Origin of the sequence: Sphingomonas sp. IBVSS2 (assembly GCF_002127225.1) — a bacterium.
In the GTDB taxonomy this organism is placed as follows: domain Bacteria; phylum Pseudomonadota; class Alphaproteobacteria; order Sphingomonadales; family Sphingomonadaceae; genus Sphingomonas.
In genome coordinates this window covers 57,121-73,921 of sequence record NZ_NFUR01000001.1, presented here as the reverse complement: position 1 = coordinate 73,921, position 16,801 = coordinate 57,121, and the positions used below count along the sequence as shown (strand labels likewise).

The window sequence follows — 16,801 nt, the reverse complement described above, 5'->3', positions numbered from 1 at the left end:
GGGCTCGAAGCCGAGCTGGTTGAGGCTGATCGGGATGTCCTGAGCGGGCGCTTCCTGCGGCGAGGCAGCGGCGAGGAGGGGGATGAGGAGGAAGGCCAGCCATCTCCCCTCCCTGAAAGGGAGGGGTTGGGGGTGGGTCCTTGCGCGCGATACGGTGAGGCTGGGCGATTGCGCGCAGTATCGCCTGGCCCCTACCTACCCCTCGATCCCCTCCCTTTCAGGGAGAGGAAGGCGGTGAAAATCCCTCATTCCTCCCGCCCCGCGAACACCCCGAAGACCGAGCCGACGAAACCGCCCGCCACCTTGGTGGTCAGGCTGTCGGTCTCGACCGTGCCGAGCCGCTGCCATGTCGGCTGCGCGCCGGGCGCGGCATAGCTGAAGGCATAGCTGCGGCCCTGCACGTCAACGCGCAGGCGAAGCTGGCCCGCGGGAGCCGCGGCGGCGAACAGCGTCCTGCCGCGCTTCGGGCTGCCCGGCCCTTCGCGCTGGTCGACGGTGAGCAGCGCCTTGCCGCCGACCTGCTTCACTCCGAGGAAGAACCAGTAATCATCGTTCTGGAAGGCGACGAGGCCGGCACGGTCGCCGTCCTTTTGCGGCGCGAACCGCACCAGGGTCTCGGCATTGGCATTCTGGTGCTGCTGGCGGCGGGCGAGGAACGACGGGTTGCCGTAGTCGCCCAGCCCGACCGGGCGAGCGGTGAGCTGGAGGCCGTCCTGGCCGAGCGCATACCAGCGCTCGCGCGGGTTGCGCAGCATCATCCAGTCGAACGGCAACGTCGGCCCATTGAACGAGTCGAGCCTGGCATAGATGCCGTTGATCGGCTCCGCCCCCGTGCCGCGGGGCAACGGAGGACGGGCATGGACCCAGGGGATCGGCGTGGCGGGCGGCAGGATCACCGGCCAGCCGTCCCTCCATTCCACCGGCAGCAGGAAGGTCTCGCGCCCGGTGGTGTAGAAATCGCCCTCATATGGCCGCACCGCAAGGAAGGTCGCCCACCATTTGCCGTCGGGCGTGGTGACGAGTTGGGCATGGCCGGCGGAGGTGATCGGGTTCGGCCGATCGCGCGGCAGGTCCCGCTGGGTGAGGATCGGGTTGCCGCTCCAGGCCGCATAAGGGCCGGTGACCGACTTCGCGCGCAGGATCACCTGGCTGTGCCCCTCGGCGGTGCCGCCCTCGGCGCAGCTGAGATAATACCAGCCATCCTTCCGGAAAATGTGCGGCCCCTCGATCCAGATCGGCTTCTTCGACAGATCGATGCCGCCGTTCACCAGCACCTTGCGCGGGCCGAAGGTCTTCAGCGCCTTGCGGTCGAATTCCTGGATCCAGATGGCGCGGTGGCCGGGATAGAGCGGCGTGCCCTCGGGCGGGCCGTTGTTGACCACCCAGGTCCGGCCGTCCTCGTCGAAGAACATCGAAGGGTCGATGCCGCCCTCCAGATCGGGCAGCCAGACCGGATCGGACCAGGGTCCGGCGGGGTTCCGCGCGGTGAGCAGGAAATTGCCGCCGCAATCGACGCAGGTGTTGAGGAGGTAGAAAATGCCGTCCCGCGCCTGGATCGAGGGCGCGAACACGCCGCGCGAGAGGCCGAGCTGCTTGAAGTCGAGCATGCCCGGCCGGTCGATCGCGTTGCCGATCTGGGTCCAGTGAACGAGATCGGTGCTGTGGAAGACCGGGATGCCCGGGAACCAGCCGAAAGTGGAGGTGACGAGGTAGAAGTCCTTCCCTACCCGGGTGACGCTGGGATCGGGGTAGAAACCACGCAGGATCGGGTTGGCATATTCGCCGGGGCGGACCGTCATGCGGTCCACCGCGTCACTGCCGCCGGTGGAGAAGCTGGAGAAGGTCGCGACCGGCTGGGCGGTGGCGGGCGCGGCGAGGAGCAGCGCGGCGAAGACGGTGGGAAGGCTTCTCATACGGCGCAATGCTCCCGGATGAAGGCGCGGTGTTTCGGCATATAGGCGGCCGAATTGGCGACGGCCTCGCGGATATGGGCAAGACGCGCGCGCGTCTCGTCGAGGGGCATCACGTCCGCCACCGGGTCGTGCGACGCCGGCTCGATCAGCTGGCCCAGCATCACCGCGAACCAGCTGGTATCGTTGAACAGCTCTTCGTTCTCGCGGAACGCGCGGCCATGGCTGCGGAACACGCGCATCTTCTCGGCCAGCCGCTCGGGGATCGCCATGGTGCGGCAAGTGTCCCAGAAGGGGGAATCGGTGCGCTCGGTCGCGTGATAGTGGAGGACGAGGAAGTCGCGGATCTCCTCGTAATCCGTGGTCATGATGCGGTTGTAGCGATCGATGTCGGCCTGGTTGAAGTCGCGGTCCGGGAACATCGTCAGGAAGCGCGACAGGCCCGACTGGATCAGCCAGATCGACGTGCTCTCCAGCGGCTCGAGAAAGCCGCCCGCCAGGCCCAGGGCGACGCAGTTCTTCACCCACATCCGGTTGCGATGGCCTGTGGTGAAGGGAATTGTGCGCGGGTCGGCGAGCGGCTCGCCATCGAGATTGGCCATCAGGATCGCGGTCGCCTCGTCGTCGGACATATGGCTCGAGGAGAAGACATGGCCGTTGCCGATCCGGTGCTGGAGCGGGATGCGCCACTGCCAGCCGGCCGCATGGGCGGTCGACCGGGTATAGGGCGTCCAGGCGTCGACGCTGGCGCAGGGCACGGCAACGGCGCGGTCGCAGGGAAGATAGTGCGACCAGTCGGTATAGCCCACCTTCAGCGCCTGCTCGATGATCAGGCCGCGAAAGCCCGAGCAATCGACGAACAGGTCGGCCTCGATCTCGCTGCCGTCCTGCATCGTCACTGACCGGACGAAGCCGTCCTCGCCGCGCAGCTTCACGTCGACGATCCTGCCCTCGCGCCGCACCACCCCGCGTTCCTCGGCATAGCGGCGCAGGAACCGGGCATAGAGGCCGGCATCGAAATGATAGGCATAGGCGATGTCGGAGAGCGGCGAGTTGCCCGCATCGATCCCGCGCATGAACTTGTCGTCGCGCGCCGCCATCGCCTGGAGCGACCATGCGTCCACGTCCGGCGCCTCGCCCAGCTGGCGCAGGCGGAGATAATAGGCGTGGAAGGACACCCCCTTCATGTCGAGCCCGTAGCGGCCGAAGGGATGGAAATAGCGATGGCCGAGCCGCCCCCAGTTCACGAACTGGATGCCTAGCTTGAAGCTGCCCTTGGTCTCGCGGACGAACTGGTCCTCGTCGAGCCCGAGCATGCGGTTGAAGGTGGCCATCTGGGGAATGGTCGCCTCGCCCACGCCGATGATGCCGATCTCGTCCGACTCGACCAGCGTGATCTTCGCGTAATCGGGGCCGAGGATGCGGGCGAAGGTGGCCGCGGTCATCCAGCCGGCGGTGCCCCCGCCGACGATCAGGATGGAGCGGATGTTGCGGTTTTCGGTCATGCGGGAATCCCTGCGGGCGCGTTGCGGGCGAGCCAGTCTTCGTGGCGCGGCATCGCCCGGGCGGCGCGGGCGAACATTTCGTGGAAGCGCTCGAAGCTGAGCGCGAGCTTGCCCTCGTCGAGCCCGTCGGCCAGCGGATCCCAGCCCACCGGGATCACGCCCTGCCCCAGCAGCACCGCGATCCAGCTCGATTCGGCGAACAACTCGTCCTCGGTGCGGAAGAAGCGGCCGCGATTGCGGAACAAGGCGAGCTTGCGCGCCAGCGTCTCCGGGATCGCCATCTCGCGGACGCGGCGCCACAGATCGCCCTCCCGCCGCGCGTTGGCATGGTAGTGCAGGATGACGAAGTCGCGGACCTGCTCCATCTGAACGTCGGTGAGCCGGTTATATTCGTCGCGCTCCACGGGCGAGAAGCCGGTATCGGGAAGCAAGGCCATCAGCCTGTGGATTCCCGACTGGATCAGGTGGATCGACGTGGACTCCAGCGGCTCGAGGAAGCCGGAGGACAGGCCGAGCGCGACGCAGTTGCGGTGCCAGGCCCGCTTGCGGCGGCCGGCCTCGAACCGGAGGATGAAGGGATCGCGCAACGGCACGCCGTCGAGGTTCGCCAGCAGCGTCTCGCGCGCCGCGTCGTCCGAGATGTCGGCGCTGCAATAGACATGGCCGTTGCCGACGCGGTGCTGGAGCGGGATGCGCCATTGCCAGCCGGCCCGGTGCGCGGTGCTGCGGGTGAAGGGCGTGATCTCCGGCCCCGGGCTGGCGCTGGGCACCGCGACGGCGCGATCGCATTGCAGCCAGTGCGCCCAGCTTTCCCAACCGGCCCCCAGCGCCCGCTCGATCAGCAGCGCGCGGAAGCCGGTGCAGTCGACGAACAGCTCGCCTTCGACGCGGCGATCCCCTTCGAGCACCACGGCCTCGATGAAGCCGTCCTCGGCACGCAACGGGATGCGCGCGACCTTGCCCTCGACCCGGACGACGCCCCGCGCCTCGGCATGGTCGCGCAGGTACCGGGCATAGAGCGAAGCGTCGAACTGATAGGCATAGGCCATGCGCGACAGGATCGAGCCGGGATCGGCGACCGGCGGCTGGTAGCGCCCCGCCGCCATCGCCAGCGCGCAGACATTGTACGCGTCGATCTCGCGGGCGCGGCCCTCGGCGTGGAGCTTGCGCCAGATCTGGTGGAACTTCACGCCCTCGACGTCGAAGCCGAACTCGCCGAACGGGTGGACATAGCGATGGCCCTCGCGCGTCCAGTCCACGAACTCGATGCCGAGCTTGATCGTGCCCTGGGTCCGGCTCAGGAAATCATGCTCGTCGAGGCCGAGCAGCGCGTTGAAGTTGCGGATCGGCGGGATCGTCGCCTCACCCACGCCGATGGTGCCGATCTCCTCCGATTCCACCAGCGTCACCGAGACGCCGGCGGGGATCAGCCGGGCGAGCGCGGCGGCCGCCATCCAGCCGGCGGTGCCGCCGCCCACGATGACGATCCGGCGGATCGGCGCGGGAGCGGTCATGCGATCAATCCCTCGGCACGCAGCGTGGCGCCGTGATGCGGCATCGCGCGGACGGCGTCGAGGATCAGCGCGCGAACCCGCCCGGCATGGTCGATCAGCCGCGCCTCGGAAATGGTATCGGCCAGCGCATCGTAGCGGCGCGGACGCAGGCCCTGGCCGTCGAGCGCGGCGATCCAGTCGTCCGCCCCGAACAGTTCCTCGTCCTCCAGCGGCACCCGGCCCCGGCTGGCATGGAGATCGAGCTTGCGCCGGAGCGCCTCCGGGACGGGCATGGCGCGGGCGGTATCCCAATGGGCCTCGCCGGTGCGGCCATTGGTCTTGTAATGGAGGATCGCGAAGTCGCGGACGCCATCGGCCTCGGCCGCCGTCAGGCGGTTATATTCGGCGGGCTCGGGACCATTGGGCGCGGCGGGGAGCAGGCCGATCAGCCGGACGAGCGCGTTCGCGAGCAGTGTGAGGTTCCAGCCATGGAGCGGCTCGACCAGAATGGCCGCACCGCCGAGCGCGACGACATTGCCGGTCCAAGCGTCCACGCGGCGCCCCTGGGCAAGGGGAATGGCGCCGGGCCGGTCGGGCAGCAGCGCGGCGGAATGGAACAGCGCCCCGCCCTGCCCGCCGACCAGCGGCACGGTGCGCTGCCAGCCGGCCTCGAAGGCACCGGCATGAGCATGGGGCGGCGGAACCCCTTCCACTTCGGCCCAGGTTTCGATGACGCGGTCGCAGGGGAGCCAGGCGGACCAGTCCTCCCAGCGACCGCCCATGCGGCTGGCGAGCAACCCGGCCGGGCCGGAACAGTCGAGCCAGAGATCGGCGCTCATTCGGCTGCCGCCGCGCAGCGCGACGGCGGTGACCGCGCCCTCGACAATCGCACGGCGGAACTGGCCCACCGGCTCCAGCCCGGAAGCGGCACGCAGCGCGGCAGCCAGGCCGGCGCGATCCAGATGCAGGCCATAGCCATAGCTGGACAGGATCGAGCGCGGATCGGGGCTCGGCCGGGCGAAGCGGCCCGCAGCGGCGGCAACCGCGGCGAGCGAGAAATCGGCGAGGCGGAGCGCCCGGCCGCCCTCACGAATGCGGGCGGCGAGCTGGTGGAAGGCGATGCCGGCGAGCGGCGCCCCGATCGTGCCGAACGGCAGGAACCAGTCCGCGTCGCGCGCCGCCCAGCCGGAAACCGCGGTGCCGAGCGAGAAGCCGCCGCGCGCGCCGCGCAGGAGCGCGCCTTCGTCGATGCCGTGCTCGCCGAGCCAGGCGGGGAAATCCGGCAGGCTGGCCTCGGCCGGGCCGAAGGGCCCCAGGCTCCAGTCGGGGCCTTCGGTCTCGATCAGCGAGACCTGGATGCCGGGGAGCGCCCGGACGAGTGCCAGCGCCGCCATCCAGCCGGCGACCCCGCCGCCGACGATGCCGATGCTGCGGATCATGCCGATATCCCCAGCGCGGCTTCATGGGCCGGCATCGCCTCGGCCGTCGCGGCGATACCGGCCCGCATCGCGGCCATGGCGGCGACGGCCGCCGCCCCGCCCGCGCGCGGATCGCAGTGGCGCGGCGTCACGTGCTGGCCGAGATAGACTGCGAGCCAGCTCGGTTCGAGGAACGTGCCTTCGCGATACTGGACCACCACGCCGCGCTCCCGGAACAGGGCGAGCTTGTATTCGAGCGAGTCCGGCAGGCGCATGGCGCGGCAATGGCGCCAGAATTCGGAATCGTCGCGCTCGGTGCAATGATAGTGCAGGATCAGGAAATCGCGGACCCGCTCATATTCGAGCGCCATCAGCCGGTTGAATTCGGCTGCGTCGAGCGGGTCCCAATCCCGGGTGGGGAACAGGTCGAGCAGCCGGCCGATCGCCAGCTGGATCAGGTGGATGCTGGTCGATTCCAGCGGCTCGAGAAAGCCCGAGGACAAGCCGATCGCCACGACATTGCCGACCCATTGCCTGCGCCGCCTGCCGGCGACGAAGCGGAGGCGATTGGGATCGGCCATCGGCTCCGCGGCGATCGCGCCGAGCAGGACCCGCAGCGCCTCCTCGTCGCTGGTGAAGCCGCTCGCATAGACATGCCCGTTGCCGGTGCGGTGCTGGAGCGGGATGCGCCAGGTCCAGCCGGCATCCTGCGCGGTCGCGCGGGTCAGCGGCGGGATGGGGCCGATATTGGCGCAGGGCAGCGCGATCGCCCGGTCGCAGGGCAGCCAGTGCGTCCATTCCTCGTATCCGGCATGGAGCGCCTGCTCGATCAGCAGGCCGCGAAAGCCCGAGCAATCGATGAACAGATCCGCCTCCAGCGTCTCGCCGCCTTCGAGCGCGACCGAGCGAACGAAGCCGCTCTCGCCGTCGCGGGCGACGTCGATCACCTTGCCTTCGCGCCGGGTGACTCCCCGCGCCTCCGAATAGCCGCGCAGGAACTTCGCATAGAGGCCGGCATCGAACTGATAGGCATAGTTGTACGGATCGCCATCGGGTCGGCGGAAACGGCCGCGGCGGGCCGCCTGGATCGGCAGCGAATATGCCTCGAACGCTCCGGCATCCCGCGCCGAGCACCATTGCTGGTGAAAGGGCACGCCGCCGATGGGGGCACCGAACTCGGCGAAGGGATGGATATAGGAATCGCCCTTGCGGCCCCAGTCCACGAATTCGATGCCGAGCTTGTAGGTGCCCTTGGTGGCGGCTAGGAAATCGGCCTCGTCGATGCCGAGCGTCGCGTTGAAATGGCGGATGTGCGGAATCGTCGCCTCGCCGACGCCGACCGTGCCGATCTCCGCGGATTCGACCAGCGTGATCCGCGCGGGCATGCCGGCGAGCTTGTGCGCCAGCGCCGCGGCGGTCATCCACCCCGCGGTGCCCCCGCCGACCACGAGTATGCGCCCTGCCAGCATGCTTGCGATGCCCCTCTCCGCCGCGAATGTTAGCGCTCCCGTCGCAAAATCGTCAATCGCGTCCACGGGCGATTCGAAGCCGAAACCCGCCCTTCGCAGATGCGGGATCCGTGCCGCAACGCAACGAAACCGTTGCGAAATCGCCACAAATCCGTGGCTTGCATCGAAGCGTCACAAGACGGCTTGATCTTTCGATAACTCCTACTTTAGGTTCGGCCCAAACAAGAAACGCGCCAATATATGGTAGCGCTAACACGGGAGGGGACAGCGCGATGCGAAAGCACGATTCCATTCATCATGCGAGCCAGGCGGGCAGATTCCGCACGGGGGCGCTACGCGCCGGCGTCTCCGTCGCTGCGCTCGCCTGCCTGTCGGTCGCCGCGCCGGCCTGGGCGCAGGGCACCCAGGCGGCGCCGGCTTCGGGCGATGCGCAGACCCCGGAAGATACCATCGTCGTCCAGGGCTATCGCCAGTCGCTGCAGAGCGCCCAGGCGCTCAAGAAGAATGCCGACGTGATCGTCGATTCGGTGACCGCCGAGGACATCGGCGCCCTGCCCGACCGTTCGGTGACCGAGACGCTGCAGCGCATTCCCGGCGTCTCGATCAACCGCTTCGCCGCCGGCGTGGACCCCGACCATTTCTCGGTCGAGGGCTCGGGCGTGGTGGTGCGCGGCCTCACCTATGTCCGCTCGGAGTTCAACGGGCGCGAGGCGTTCACCGCCAATAACGGCCGCTCGCTGAGCTTCGCCGACGTGCCTTCGGAAATGATGGGCGGCGTCGACGTGTTCAAGTCGCCCTCGGCCGACCGCATCGAGGGCGGCATCGCCGGCGTGGTCAACCTGCGCACCCGCAAGCCGTTCGACAACAAGAAGGGCCTGGTGATCGCCGGCTCGCTCGAGGCGAATTACGGCGACTACAAGAAGGAATGGACGCCGACCGGCTCGCTGATGGTCAGCGATCGCTGGGAGACCGGCATCGGCGAGATCGGCATCCTCGGCAATTTCTCCTATTCGCAGCTGAAGAGCCAGTCGGACCGGTTCCAGGTCTCCAGCTTCCGCATCCGCAACCTCTATTCGGATGGCGACGTCATCAACAACGGCAATGGCGCGACCGTCCAGCGCCAGGTCTATTTCCCGCGCGGCGCAGTGATGGGCCGCCAGGAGTTCAACCGCGAGCGCTATGGCTATGCCGCGGCGCTCCAGTATCGCAGCAATGACGGCGCGATCGAGGCGGTCGCGCAGTTCCTGCGCTCCGACGCGCGCCAGGCCTGGACCGAGCGCACGATCGAGATCGCGACCGACAATGTCTCGTCCAACGGCGACTCCCGCCGCGTGCCGGGCACCACGCTCGACTTCGACAGCGACGGGATGTTCGTGAGCGGCACCATCACCGGCCCCACCGGCTGGCGCGGCGACCAGAATATCGGCCAGAACAACAGCGGCCTGATCCCGCGCGTGCCGATGCTGGGCCTGCAATCGAACAACCAGCGCCGCGATCACCAGGAAAAGCTCGTCACCGACGATTACGGCTTCAACCTGAAGTGGAACGCCAGCGAGCGGCTGGGCGTGGTCTTCGACTATCAGCATGTGAAATCGAGCACCAACCTGCTCGACAACACGGTGTGGAACTCGACCTATCAGAACGCGTCGATCCGGCTGAACGGCTCGAACTTCCCGACCGTGGCCTTCCTGCCGCCCCAGGTCTGCAGCGGCCCGGCCGCCAACATGCAGGACGCCCAGGGCACGGACAATGACTGCCGCGCCGGCGGCAACCCCAACCAGTACACGCCGAACTATTTCGGCGCCGGCCACACCAGCTTCACCGATCCGTTCAACAGCTTCCCGCGCGCGGCGATGGACCATATCGAGCAGAGCGACGGCAATTCGGACGCCTTCCGCCTCGACCTCGACTATGCGCTGCCGGAGGGCAGCTTCCTGAAGTCGATCCAGGGCGGCGTGCGCTATGCCGATCGCGACCAGGTCTCGCGCTTCTCGCGCTACAATTGGGGCGTGCTCTCCGAGCAATGGGGCAATAACGGCCCGGTATGGATGGACATGCCGGTGAACGGCAACAACGCCAGCCGCGCCGACGGACAGCCGTTCAACGCCAACTCTCCTTATTATTTCAACAACTTCTTCCGCGGCCAGGTGACCAATCCGCTCGGCGGCGACGGGCGCCTCTATTATACGGGCAACACCGTCAGCGATTATGACGCGATGGTGCGCTACGCCAATGCCATCGCGCGCGAATGGCAGGGCACGACCACCTGTGCCGGCGGCCGCGTGGTCAATGCCGGCTGGAACGCGCTGGCCGATCGTTGCGGCGTGATCTCCGGCACGCCGTTCCTGCCCGACGAGATCAACCCGATCCGCGAGCGCAACTATGCCGCCTATCTGATGGCGCGCATCGACACGCATCTGGGCGGGCTGCACCTGACCGGCAATGTCGGCGTGCGCTACACCAAGACCAGGCGCAATACCGACGGCTATATCTCGTTCAGCAACACCACGGCGCTGCCGACCGACACGACCTGCGCCACGCCGCCGCCGGCCGGGCAGACGGCATCGCCCTTCTGCTCGTTCGACCAGCCGACCCGCGACCAGGCACGTGCCTTCGTCAACGGGGCGCTGATCCCGTCGCACGTCAAGTTCGACTATGACTATTGGCTGCCGAGCGTGAACTTCAAGCTCGAGGCGGGGGGCGGCCTGCAGTTCCGCGCCGCCTATTTCAAGGGCGTGTCGCCGCCCCAGACCGGCTATATCCGCAACTATCTCCAGGCCAATCTGAGCGCGGTGCAGAATGTCGACTCGAGCGGCACGCTGATCCCCGGCAGCTTCCGCCTGCAGGGCGTCACCACCGCCGGCAATCCCTATCTGATGCCGGTAAAGGCCGACAATTTCGACCTGACGGCGGAATGGTATTTCTCACGCGTCGGCTCGCTCACCGTCTCGGCCTTCTACAAGGTGCTCGACGGCGTGGTGACCAACAACACCCGCCGCGTGGACCTCACCAACAACGGCCAGACCTATCCGGTGGTGATCACCACGCCGATCAACGCGACGCAGAAGGGGAAGATCAAGGGCGTCGAAGTCGGCTATCAGCAGACCTTCGACTTCCTGCCCGGACCGCTCAAGGGCCTGGGCCTGCAGGCGAACTACACCTATATCGACAGTTCGGGCGTGCCCCAGTCGACGTTGTCGGAAACCGATCCGGACGTCGCCGCGGGTCGCGTCACCACGGTCGACCTGTCGCTGCTGCCGCTACAGGGGCTCTCGAAGCACCAGGTGAACATCACCCCGTTCTTCGATTATGGCCCGGTGTCGCTGCGGGCGAGCTATTCGTGGCGCTCGGACTTCGTGCTGACCATTCGCGACGTGATCGTGCCGAACGACCCGATCATCAACAAGGCGACCGGCCAGCTCGATGCGTCGATCTTCTTCACGATCACGCCGCAGATCAAGATCGGCGTCCAGGGTTCGAACCTGACCAACGAGATCACCCGCACCACCGCGGTGATCACGAAGATCGGCGACCCGAAGGGGTATGTGGAGGTGCCGCGCGGCTGGTACATGAACGACCGCCGTTTCGCCGCGATCGCGCGCTTCAACTTCTGATCCACGGAGACACCCAGCCTGGCGCTGCCGGTTCCCAGCCGGCGGCGCCGATTTTTTCAGGCGGGACGATAGGTGAGGAAGATATTGGCGGTGAGCCGGCCCCGGCGCGGATCCGCCGAGCCGGCGCCGGCGACCAGCCCCGAATGCAGCTGGCGGCTGCGATAGACGAGCAGCCGGTCGAGTTCGGCGTCCACTGCGGCGATGCGCTCGAATTCCCCGGTATCGCCCTGGATATAGCCCGGCCCCGGCACCGGCTCGGCGACGCGCGCGGCTTCGTAGCGCGGCGCGCGCTCGGGCGTGATCGCCTCATAGCCGGTGGCGCGGTGGCGATAGAAGGCGGTGCCGCCCTGTTCCGGCCCACAGAGATAGTGCAGGAAGGCGAATTGCAGCGGATCCGTGGTATCGATGTGCGGCACGCGCTGCGACGGCGCGAGCGCATCGGGCGCGAGCGTGACCAACGAGAAATTGCATTCGGCCCGGCCGAGGCGGACCGCGCCCAGCCCGAACGCATCGCGCACCGCCGGATCGAGCGCGCGGACCACCGCCTCGACATAGTCGAGCGGCGCCGGCGCGCGGATGCCGGGATAGCCGCCATGCGGGCCATGGACGGGCGCGAACCGGGTCTCGCGCGCGGCATAGTCGATCAGGGCCGCGGGCACGCGCATCAGCCCGTCGAGGCAGAGCAGCGGTTCCCCTTCCCGCCCCAGGCGCGAGAGCCGGGCGGCGGGGCGCGGGTTGAGCGAAAAATCGTGCGACAACATGGACATGCCGGGGACACGAACCACCCGGATATGACCAGCGCATTTCCGGGATAGCGAAAAATGCCCAGGCAGGAGGAAGCAGGGATCCGCGAGATCGAAGGGCCGCTCGACGCAGCCGGACTGGCCGTGCTCGTCCGGGACTATGCGCCCGTCGTGCTGCGCGGCGTGGCCGGGGATTGGCCGCTCGTGGCGGCCGGCCGGCAGTCGGATCAGGCCCTATGCGACTATCTGCTCGGCTTCGATCGCGGAGCGACGGCGGAGGCGTTCGTCGGCCCGCCGGCGATCCGGGGCCGCTTCTTCTATTCGGACGACATGCGCGGCTATAATTTCGAGCGGCGCAAGGGCCGCTTCGCCGACCTTCTGCGCTATGTGCTGCAGTTGCGGGACCGCGACGACGCGCCCGCCGTCTATGCCGGCGCAGTAGAGACGGCCCAGGCGCTGCCGGGCCTGGCCGGCGCCAATGCCCTGCCCGCCCTGTTTGGCATGGGCGCGGAGCCGCGGATCTGGATCGGCAACCGGGCGAGCATCGCCACGCATTTCGACGCATCGGACAATATCGCCTGCGTCGCGGCCGGGCGGCGCCGCTTCACCCTGTTCCCGCCCGACCAGGCGGCGAACCTCTATATCGGCCCGCTGGACCACACAGTGGCAGGGCAGCCCTTGAGCATGGTCGACATGGCCGCCCCCGATTTCGCGCGTTTCCCGCGCTTCCGCGACGCGCTGGCGGCGGCGCGGATGGCCGAACTCGAACCGGGGGACGCGATCTACATCCCCGCGCTCTGGTGGCACCAGGTTGAGGCGCTCTCGCCGTTCAACGTGCTGGTCAACTTCTGGTGGCCGGACTCGCCGGACCAGGACGCGCGGTTCGACGCAATGGTCTATGCGGTACTGACGCTCAGCCATTTGCCGCCCGAGCGGCGCGCGGCCTGGTCCGAATATTTCGACACCTTCGTCTTCCGGGAACATGGCGATCCGGCGGCACATCTGGCGCCCGAGCATCGCAGCGTGCTGGGCGAGCCGACCCCGCAGCTGCGCCAGTACATCAAGCAATATCTGGCGCGGGGATTGGCGAGGCCGTAGCGCTTCTCCCTCTCCCCCCAAAGGGGAGAGGGAGACCTACTTCCCCTGCCCCGGCGCATAGGGCGTGGTGATCGCCTTGTAATAGTCCAGATCGTGCGCGGGCGGCTTGTGCCCCTCCGGCAGCGGGCGCTTCGAGATCGACTGGAACCAGGCGATCGAGGCGTCGCGCCACCAGATCGCTTCGTCCAGCTGGATCTCCAGGAAGTCGCGGACCTCGGCCCAGCGGGTCTCGTCAACCTTGCCGCGCAGCCCCACCCAATCGGCCTGCATGCGGCGGACATGGTCCACCCCGGCATCGTAGCGGATCACCAGCGCGTCCCACAGCGTGCGCCCGGACTTCATCCGATGGTCCCAGGGAAGATGGTGGAACCAGAGCAGCAGTTCGTCCGGCACCGTCGCCAGGCTGCCCCAGTTCCTCGCAACCTGCGGCGCATATTGGGCAAGCGCATCGCTGCCCCTGGAAGTACGGTCGAAGCCGATGCCGTCGGGGCGGGCCTGCGCATAATAGACCGGGTTCCATTCGGGCCGCTTGAGGTCCGACACCCAGGGCCCCGGGCCGTAATGATGGCCGGTCGCCATCTGATGCGTGAGGCCGAGCGGCGTCATGTAATCGACCACCGCCTCGCGCGAGCCCATCATCATGCGGACGATCGTGTCGGTCACCGCGGGATCCTTGCCCCAGGTCATCCGCGCCCAGTCGCGGGCGATCGCCTCGGCCTTCGCGTCCGGATCCCAGGCGAACCGCCCGAAGGCATACCAATTGGCCTGGTCGAACTGCGAACCCGACCAGTTGCGGTCGCTGCCGATATTGGCGACGCCCGCCATGCCGGTGACGGCGCCGGCATCGACCGGCGTCTCGATCACCTTGGCCACGGTGCTGCCCCTGGCCGGGCGGAAGGTATCGGCCTCGAGCACTTCCTCCCACATCGTGCCGAGATAGGCGAGGTGCGTGGCGAAGCCGAGATATTCCTTGGTGATCTGGAATTCCATCATCAGCGGCGTCCTGGGCATGGCGCCGAACAGCGGATGGAAGGGCTCGCGCGGCTGGAAGTCGATCGCGCCGTTCTTGACCTGGACCAGGACATTGTCGCGGAACTTGCCGTCGAGCGGCTGGAACTCGGTATAGGCCTGTTTGTGCCGATCCTCGGCATTCTCGGCGGCATAGACGAAGGCGCGCCACATCAGGATGCCGTGATGCGGGGCAAGCGCGTCCGCCAGCATGTTCGCACCTTCGGCATGGGTCCGATGATAGTCGGCCGGGCCGGGCTGGCCCTCGGAATTGGCCTTGACCAGCAGGCCGCCGAAATCGGGGATGACGGCATAGATCTCGTCGATCTTCGCCTTCCACCAGGCGCGCACCGCCGGGTCGAGCGGATCGGCCGTCCCGAGCCCGCCCAGCTCGATCGGCGCGGAGAAGCGCGCGGTGAGATAGACCTTGATGCCATAGGGCCGGAACAGCTCGGCCAGCGCCTTCACCTTCTGAAGATAATCGGGGCGCAGGATATCGGCATTGGCGTTGACGTTGGTCAGCACCGTGCCGTTGATGCCGATCGAGGCGTTGGCACGGGCATAATCGGTGTAGCGCGGATCCTTGAAGCGCGGCAGCTTCTGCCAGTCCCAGAGCGACTGGCCGGCATAGCCGCGCTCGACATGGCGATCGAGATTGTCCCAATGGTTGAGGACGCGGACCTGCAGCTTGGGGGCGTCGACGATGTCGAGCCTGTCGATCGGCTGGCCGGCCTGGAGCAGGCGGAGGAAGCGGAACACGCCGTAGAGCGCGCCGATATCGCCGTTGCCGGCGATGATGGTGGTGCGCTTGCCCTGCACCATGGCGGTGCGGATCAGATAGCCTTCGTCGCCCAGCCTGGCGAACGGCAGGTCGAGGTTTTTCAGCAGCGGCGAGTCCGCGCGGGTGACCAGCACCGCACCATCGTGCATCACCGTCTCGCGCCGGACGAGGTCGTGACCGAACAGCCCTTTGACCCCGCGCTGGAGCTCTTCGACCGCGGCGCCGATCGTCGGGCGATCGGTGGGTCCGACGACATTGGTGATCCGCGACGCATAGCGCTCGACCGTGCTGGATTCGAGCGGCCGATAGCGCAGCCAGAGATCATATCCGTCCTCGGCATGGCCTTGATTCGCAAGGCCGAAACACAAAAACGCAGACAAAATAGCCAGCAATTTCCGAAGCATCGCTCTTCCTACCGGTTCGCGGTCATACGCCGCCGTTGACAAGCTTGTAACAGGGCAACAATGGTAGCGCTACCAAGCATAAGGCGCGCGCCGGACGACGCGCCGGACAGGAAGGGGAAGCAGGGCACGTCATGGCCGAGATCATATCCGCGCGCGTGATCGTCACTTGCCCCGACCGCAATTTCGTGACGCTCAGGATCGAGACGGCGGACGGCACCACCGGCATCGGCGACGCGACGCTCAACGGGCGCGAGTTGGCGGTGGTCAGCTATCTGCAGGACCACGTCATCCCCTGCCTGATCGGGCGCGACGCGCACCGGATCGAGGACATCTGGCAGTATCTCTACAAGGGTGCCTATTGGCGGCGCGGCCCGGTGACGATGTGCGCGATCGCCGCGGTGGACGTGGCGCTGTGGGACATCAAGGCGAAGGTGGCGGGCCTGCCCCTCTACCAGCTGCTCGGCGGAGCGAGCCGCGACGGCTGCATGGTCTATGGCCATGCCAATGGCGCGACGATCGAGGAGACGATCGCGGAGGCCGTGCGGCATGTGGAGCAGGGCTATAAGGCAGTGCGCCTCCAGGCGGGCGTGCCGGGCCTGAAATCCACCTATGGCGTCGCCAAGCCGGGCCAGCGCTACGAGCCGGCGGACGGCGCGCTGCCGACCGAGAGCCTGTGGTCGACGGAGAAATATCTCCGCTCCGTCGCGCCCCTGTTCGAAAAGGCGCGCGAAGTGCTGGGCTGGGACGTGCACCTGCTCCACGACGTTCACCACCGGCTGACTCCGATCGAGGCGGCGCGGCTGGGCGTGGAGCTGGAGCCCTATCGCCTGTTCTGGCTGGAGGACCCGACGCCCGCGGAGAACCAGGCCGGCTTCCGCCTGATCCGCGAGAAGACCACCACGCCGCTGGCGGTGGGCGAGATCTTCAACACGATCTGGGACGCCAAGCAGCTGATCGAGGAGCAGCTGATCGACTATGTCCGCGCGACGATCGTCCATGCGGGCGGGATCACCCATATGCGGCGCATCGCGTCGTTCGCCGACCTTCATCAGGTGCGCACCGGCTGCCACGGCGCGACCGACCTGTCGCCGGTATGCATGGCGGCGGCGCTGCATTTCGGCCTGTCGGTGCCCAATTTCGGCATCCAGGAGCTGATGCCGCACACGGCAAGGACCGACGCGGTCTTCCCCCATGCCTATGGCTTCAGGGACGGGATGATGCATCCGGGCGACGCGCCCGGGCTGGGCGTGGAGATCGACGAGGAACTGGCGGCGAAATACGAATATAAGCGCGCCTATCTCCCCGTCGCGCGGCTCGAGGACGGAACGCTGTTCAACTGGTGAGCGGGAGAGGCTTGC

General features: G+C 67.6%; 10 protein-coding genes. 3 read left to right on the top strand and 7 right to left on the bottom strand.

Annotation, left to right across the window (positions count from 1 at the left end):
• Nucleotides 1-245: 245 nt before the first annotated feature.
• Genes CAP40_RS00295 through CAP40_RS00275 form a run of 5 tightly spaced genes read right to left on the bottom strand, consistent with a single transcriptional unit; the run spans nt 246 to nt 7,795 of the window.
• The gene (locus tag CAP40_RS00295; protein WP_086127376.1) at nt 246-1,913 is read right to left on the bottom strand and encodes a glycoside hydrolase family 43 protein; all 1,668 of its coding nucleotides are present in this window, start codon (nt 1,911-1,913) and stop codon (nt 246-248) included.
• Entirely contained in the window at nt 1,910-3,415 is a 1,506-nt protein-coding gene (locus tag CAP40_RS00290; RefSeq protein WP_086127375.1) for a tryptophan halogenase family protein, read from the bottom strand. Before CAP40_RS00290 ends, CAP40_RS00295 begins: the two co-directional genes overlap by 4 nt.
• Nucleotides 3,412-4,929, bottom strand: coding sequence for a tryptophan halogenase family protein (locus CAP40_RS00285; protein WP_086127374.1), 1,518 nt, complete (start codon nt 4,927-4,929; stop codon nt 3,412-3,414). Before CAP40_RS00285 ends, CAP40_RS00290 begins: the two co-directional genes overlap by 4 nt.
• Nucleotides 4,926-6,347, bottom strand: a complete 1,422-nt coding sequence (locus tag CAP40_RS00280; protein ID WP_086127373.1) for a tryptophan 7-halogenase — start codon at nt 6,345-6,347, stop codon at nt 4,926-4,928. The genes CAP40_RS00285 and CAP40_RS00280 overlap by 4 nt, the downstream gene beginning before the upstream one ends.
• Nucleotides 6,344-7,795: a tryptophan halogenase family protein gene (locus CAP40_RS00275; protein WP_086127372.1), complete on the bottom strand. Its 1,452-nt coding sequence runs from the start codon at nt 7,793-7,795 to the stop codon at nt 6,344-6,346. The genes CAP40_RS00280 and CAP40_RS00275 overlap by 4 nt, the downstream gene beginning before the upstream one ends.
• Before the next feature lie 272 nt (nt 7,796-8,067).
• On the opposite strand from CAP40_RS00275, the gene CAP40_RS00270 reads away from it, so the two are divergent.
• Nucleotides 8,068-11,409 carry a TonB-dependent receptor gene (locus CAP40_RS00270; protein ID WP_086127371.1) on the top strand — a complete coding sequence of 1,114 codons (3,342 nt, stop codon included), beginning with the start codon at nt 8,068-8,070 and terminating at the stop codon, nt 11,407-11,409.
• Between the two features lie 56 nt (nt 11,410-11,465).
• Here CAP40_RS00270 and CAP40_RS00265 read toward each other — a convergent pair whose 3' ends face one another.
• Nucleotides 11,466-12,176: a DUF6445 family protein gene (locus CAP40_RS00265; RefSeq protein ID WP_086127370.1), complete on the bottom strand. Its 711-nt coding sequence runs from the start codon at nt 12,174-12,176 to the stop codon at nt 11,466-11,468.
• A gap of 54 nt (nt 12,177-12,230) precedes the next feature.
• Here CAP40_RS00265 and CAP40_RS00260 point away from each other — a divergent pair, with 54 nt between their 5' ends.
• Nucleotides 12,231-13,250, top strand: a complete 1,020-nt coding sequence (locus CAP40_RS00260; RefSeq protein WP_086127369.1) for a cupin-like domain-containing protein — start codon at nt 12,231-12,233, stop codon at nt 13,248-13,250.
• A 36-nt stretch (nt 13,251-13,286) separates the two neighbouring features.
• On the opposite strand, the gene CAP40_RS00255 is transcribed toward CAP40_RS00260, so the two are convergent.
• Entirely contained in the window at nt 13,287-15,443 is a 2,157-nt protein-coding gene (locus CAP40_RS00255; protein ID WP_086127368.1) for an alpha-glucuronidase family glycosyl hydrolase, read from the bottom strand.
• A gap of 131 nt (nt 15,444-15,574) precedes the next feature.
• Here CAP40_RS00255 and manD point away from each other — a divergent pair, with 131 nt between their 5' ends.
• Nucleotides 15,575-16,786, top strand: a complete 1,212-nt coding sequence (manD, locus tag CAP40_RS00250) for a D-mannonate dehydratase ManD (RefSeq protein WP_086127367.1) — start codon at nt 15,575-15,577, stop codon at nt 16,784-16,786.
• Nucleotides 16,787-16,801 lie beyond the last annotated feature (15 nt).

Excerpts from the sequence above, each read along its gene's own strand:
- CAP40_RS00295 (WP_086127376.1), bottom strand. The coding sequence starts at position 1,913 with ATGAGAAGCCTTCCCACCGTCTTCGCCGCGCTGCTCCTCGCCGCGCCC.
- CAP40_RS00290 (WP_086127375.1), bottom strand. The coding sequence starts at position 3,415 with ATGACCGAAAACCGCAACATCCGCTCCATCCTGATCGTCGGCGGGGGC.
- CAP40_RS00285 (WP_086127374.1), bottom strand. The coding sequence starts at position 4,929 with ATGACCGCTCCCGCGCCGATCCGCCGGATCGTCATCGTGGGCGGCGGC.
- CAP40_RS00280 (WP_086127373.1), bottom strand. The coding sequence starts at position 6,347 with ATGATCCGCAGCATCGGCATCGTCGGCGGCGGGGTCGCCGGCTGGATG.
- CAP40_RS00275 (WP_086127372.1), bottom strand. The coding sequence starts at position 7,795 with ATGCTGGCAGGGCGCATACTCGTGGTCGGCGGGGGCACCGCGGGGTGG.
- CAP40_RS00270 (WP_086127371.1), top strand. The coding sequence starts at position 8,068 with ATGCGAAAGCACGATTCCATTCATCATGCGAGCCAGGCGGGCAGATTC.
- CAP40_RS00265 (WP_086127370.1), bottom strand. The coding sequence starts at position 12,176 with ATGTCCATGTTGTCGCACGATTTTTCGCTCAACCCGCGCCCCGCCGCC.
- CAP40_RS00260 (WP_086127369.1), top strand. The coding sequence starts at position 12,231 with ATGCCCAGGCAGGAGGAAGCAGGGATCCGCGAGATCGAAGGGCCGCTC.
- CAP40_RS00255 (WP_086127368.1), bottom strand. The coding sequence starts at position 15,443 with ATGCTTCGGAAATTGCTGGCTATTTTGTCTGCGTTTTTGTGTTTCGGC.
- manD (WP_086127367.1), top strand. The coding sequence starts at position 15,575 with ATGGCCGAGATCATATCCGCGCGCGTGATCGTCACTTGCCCCGACCGC.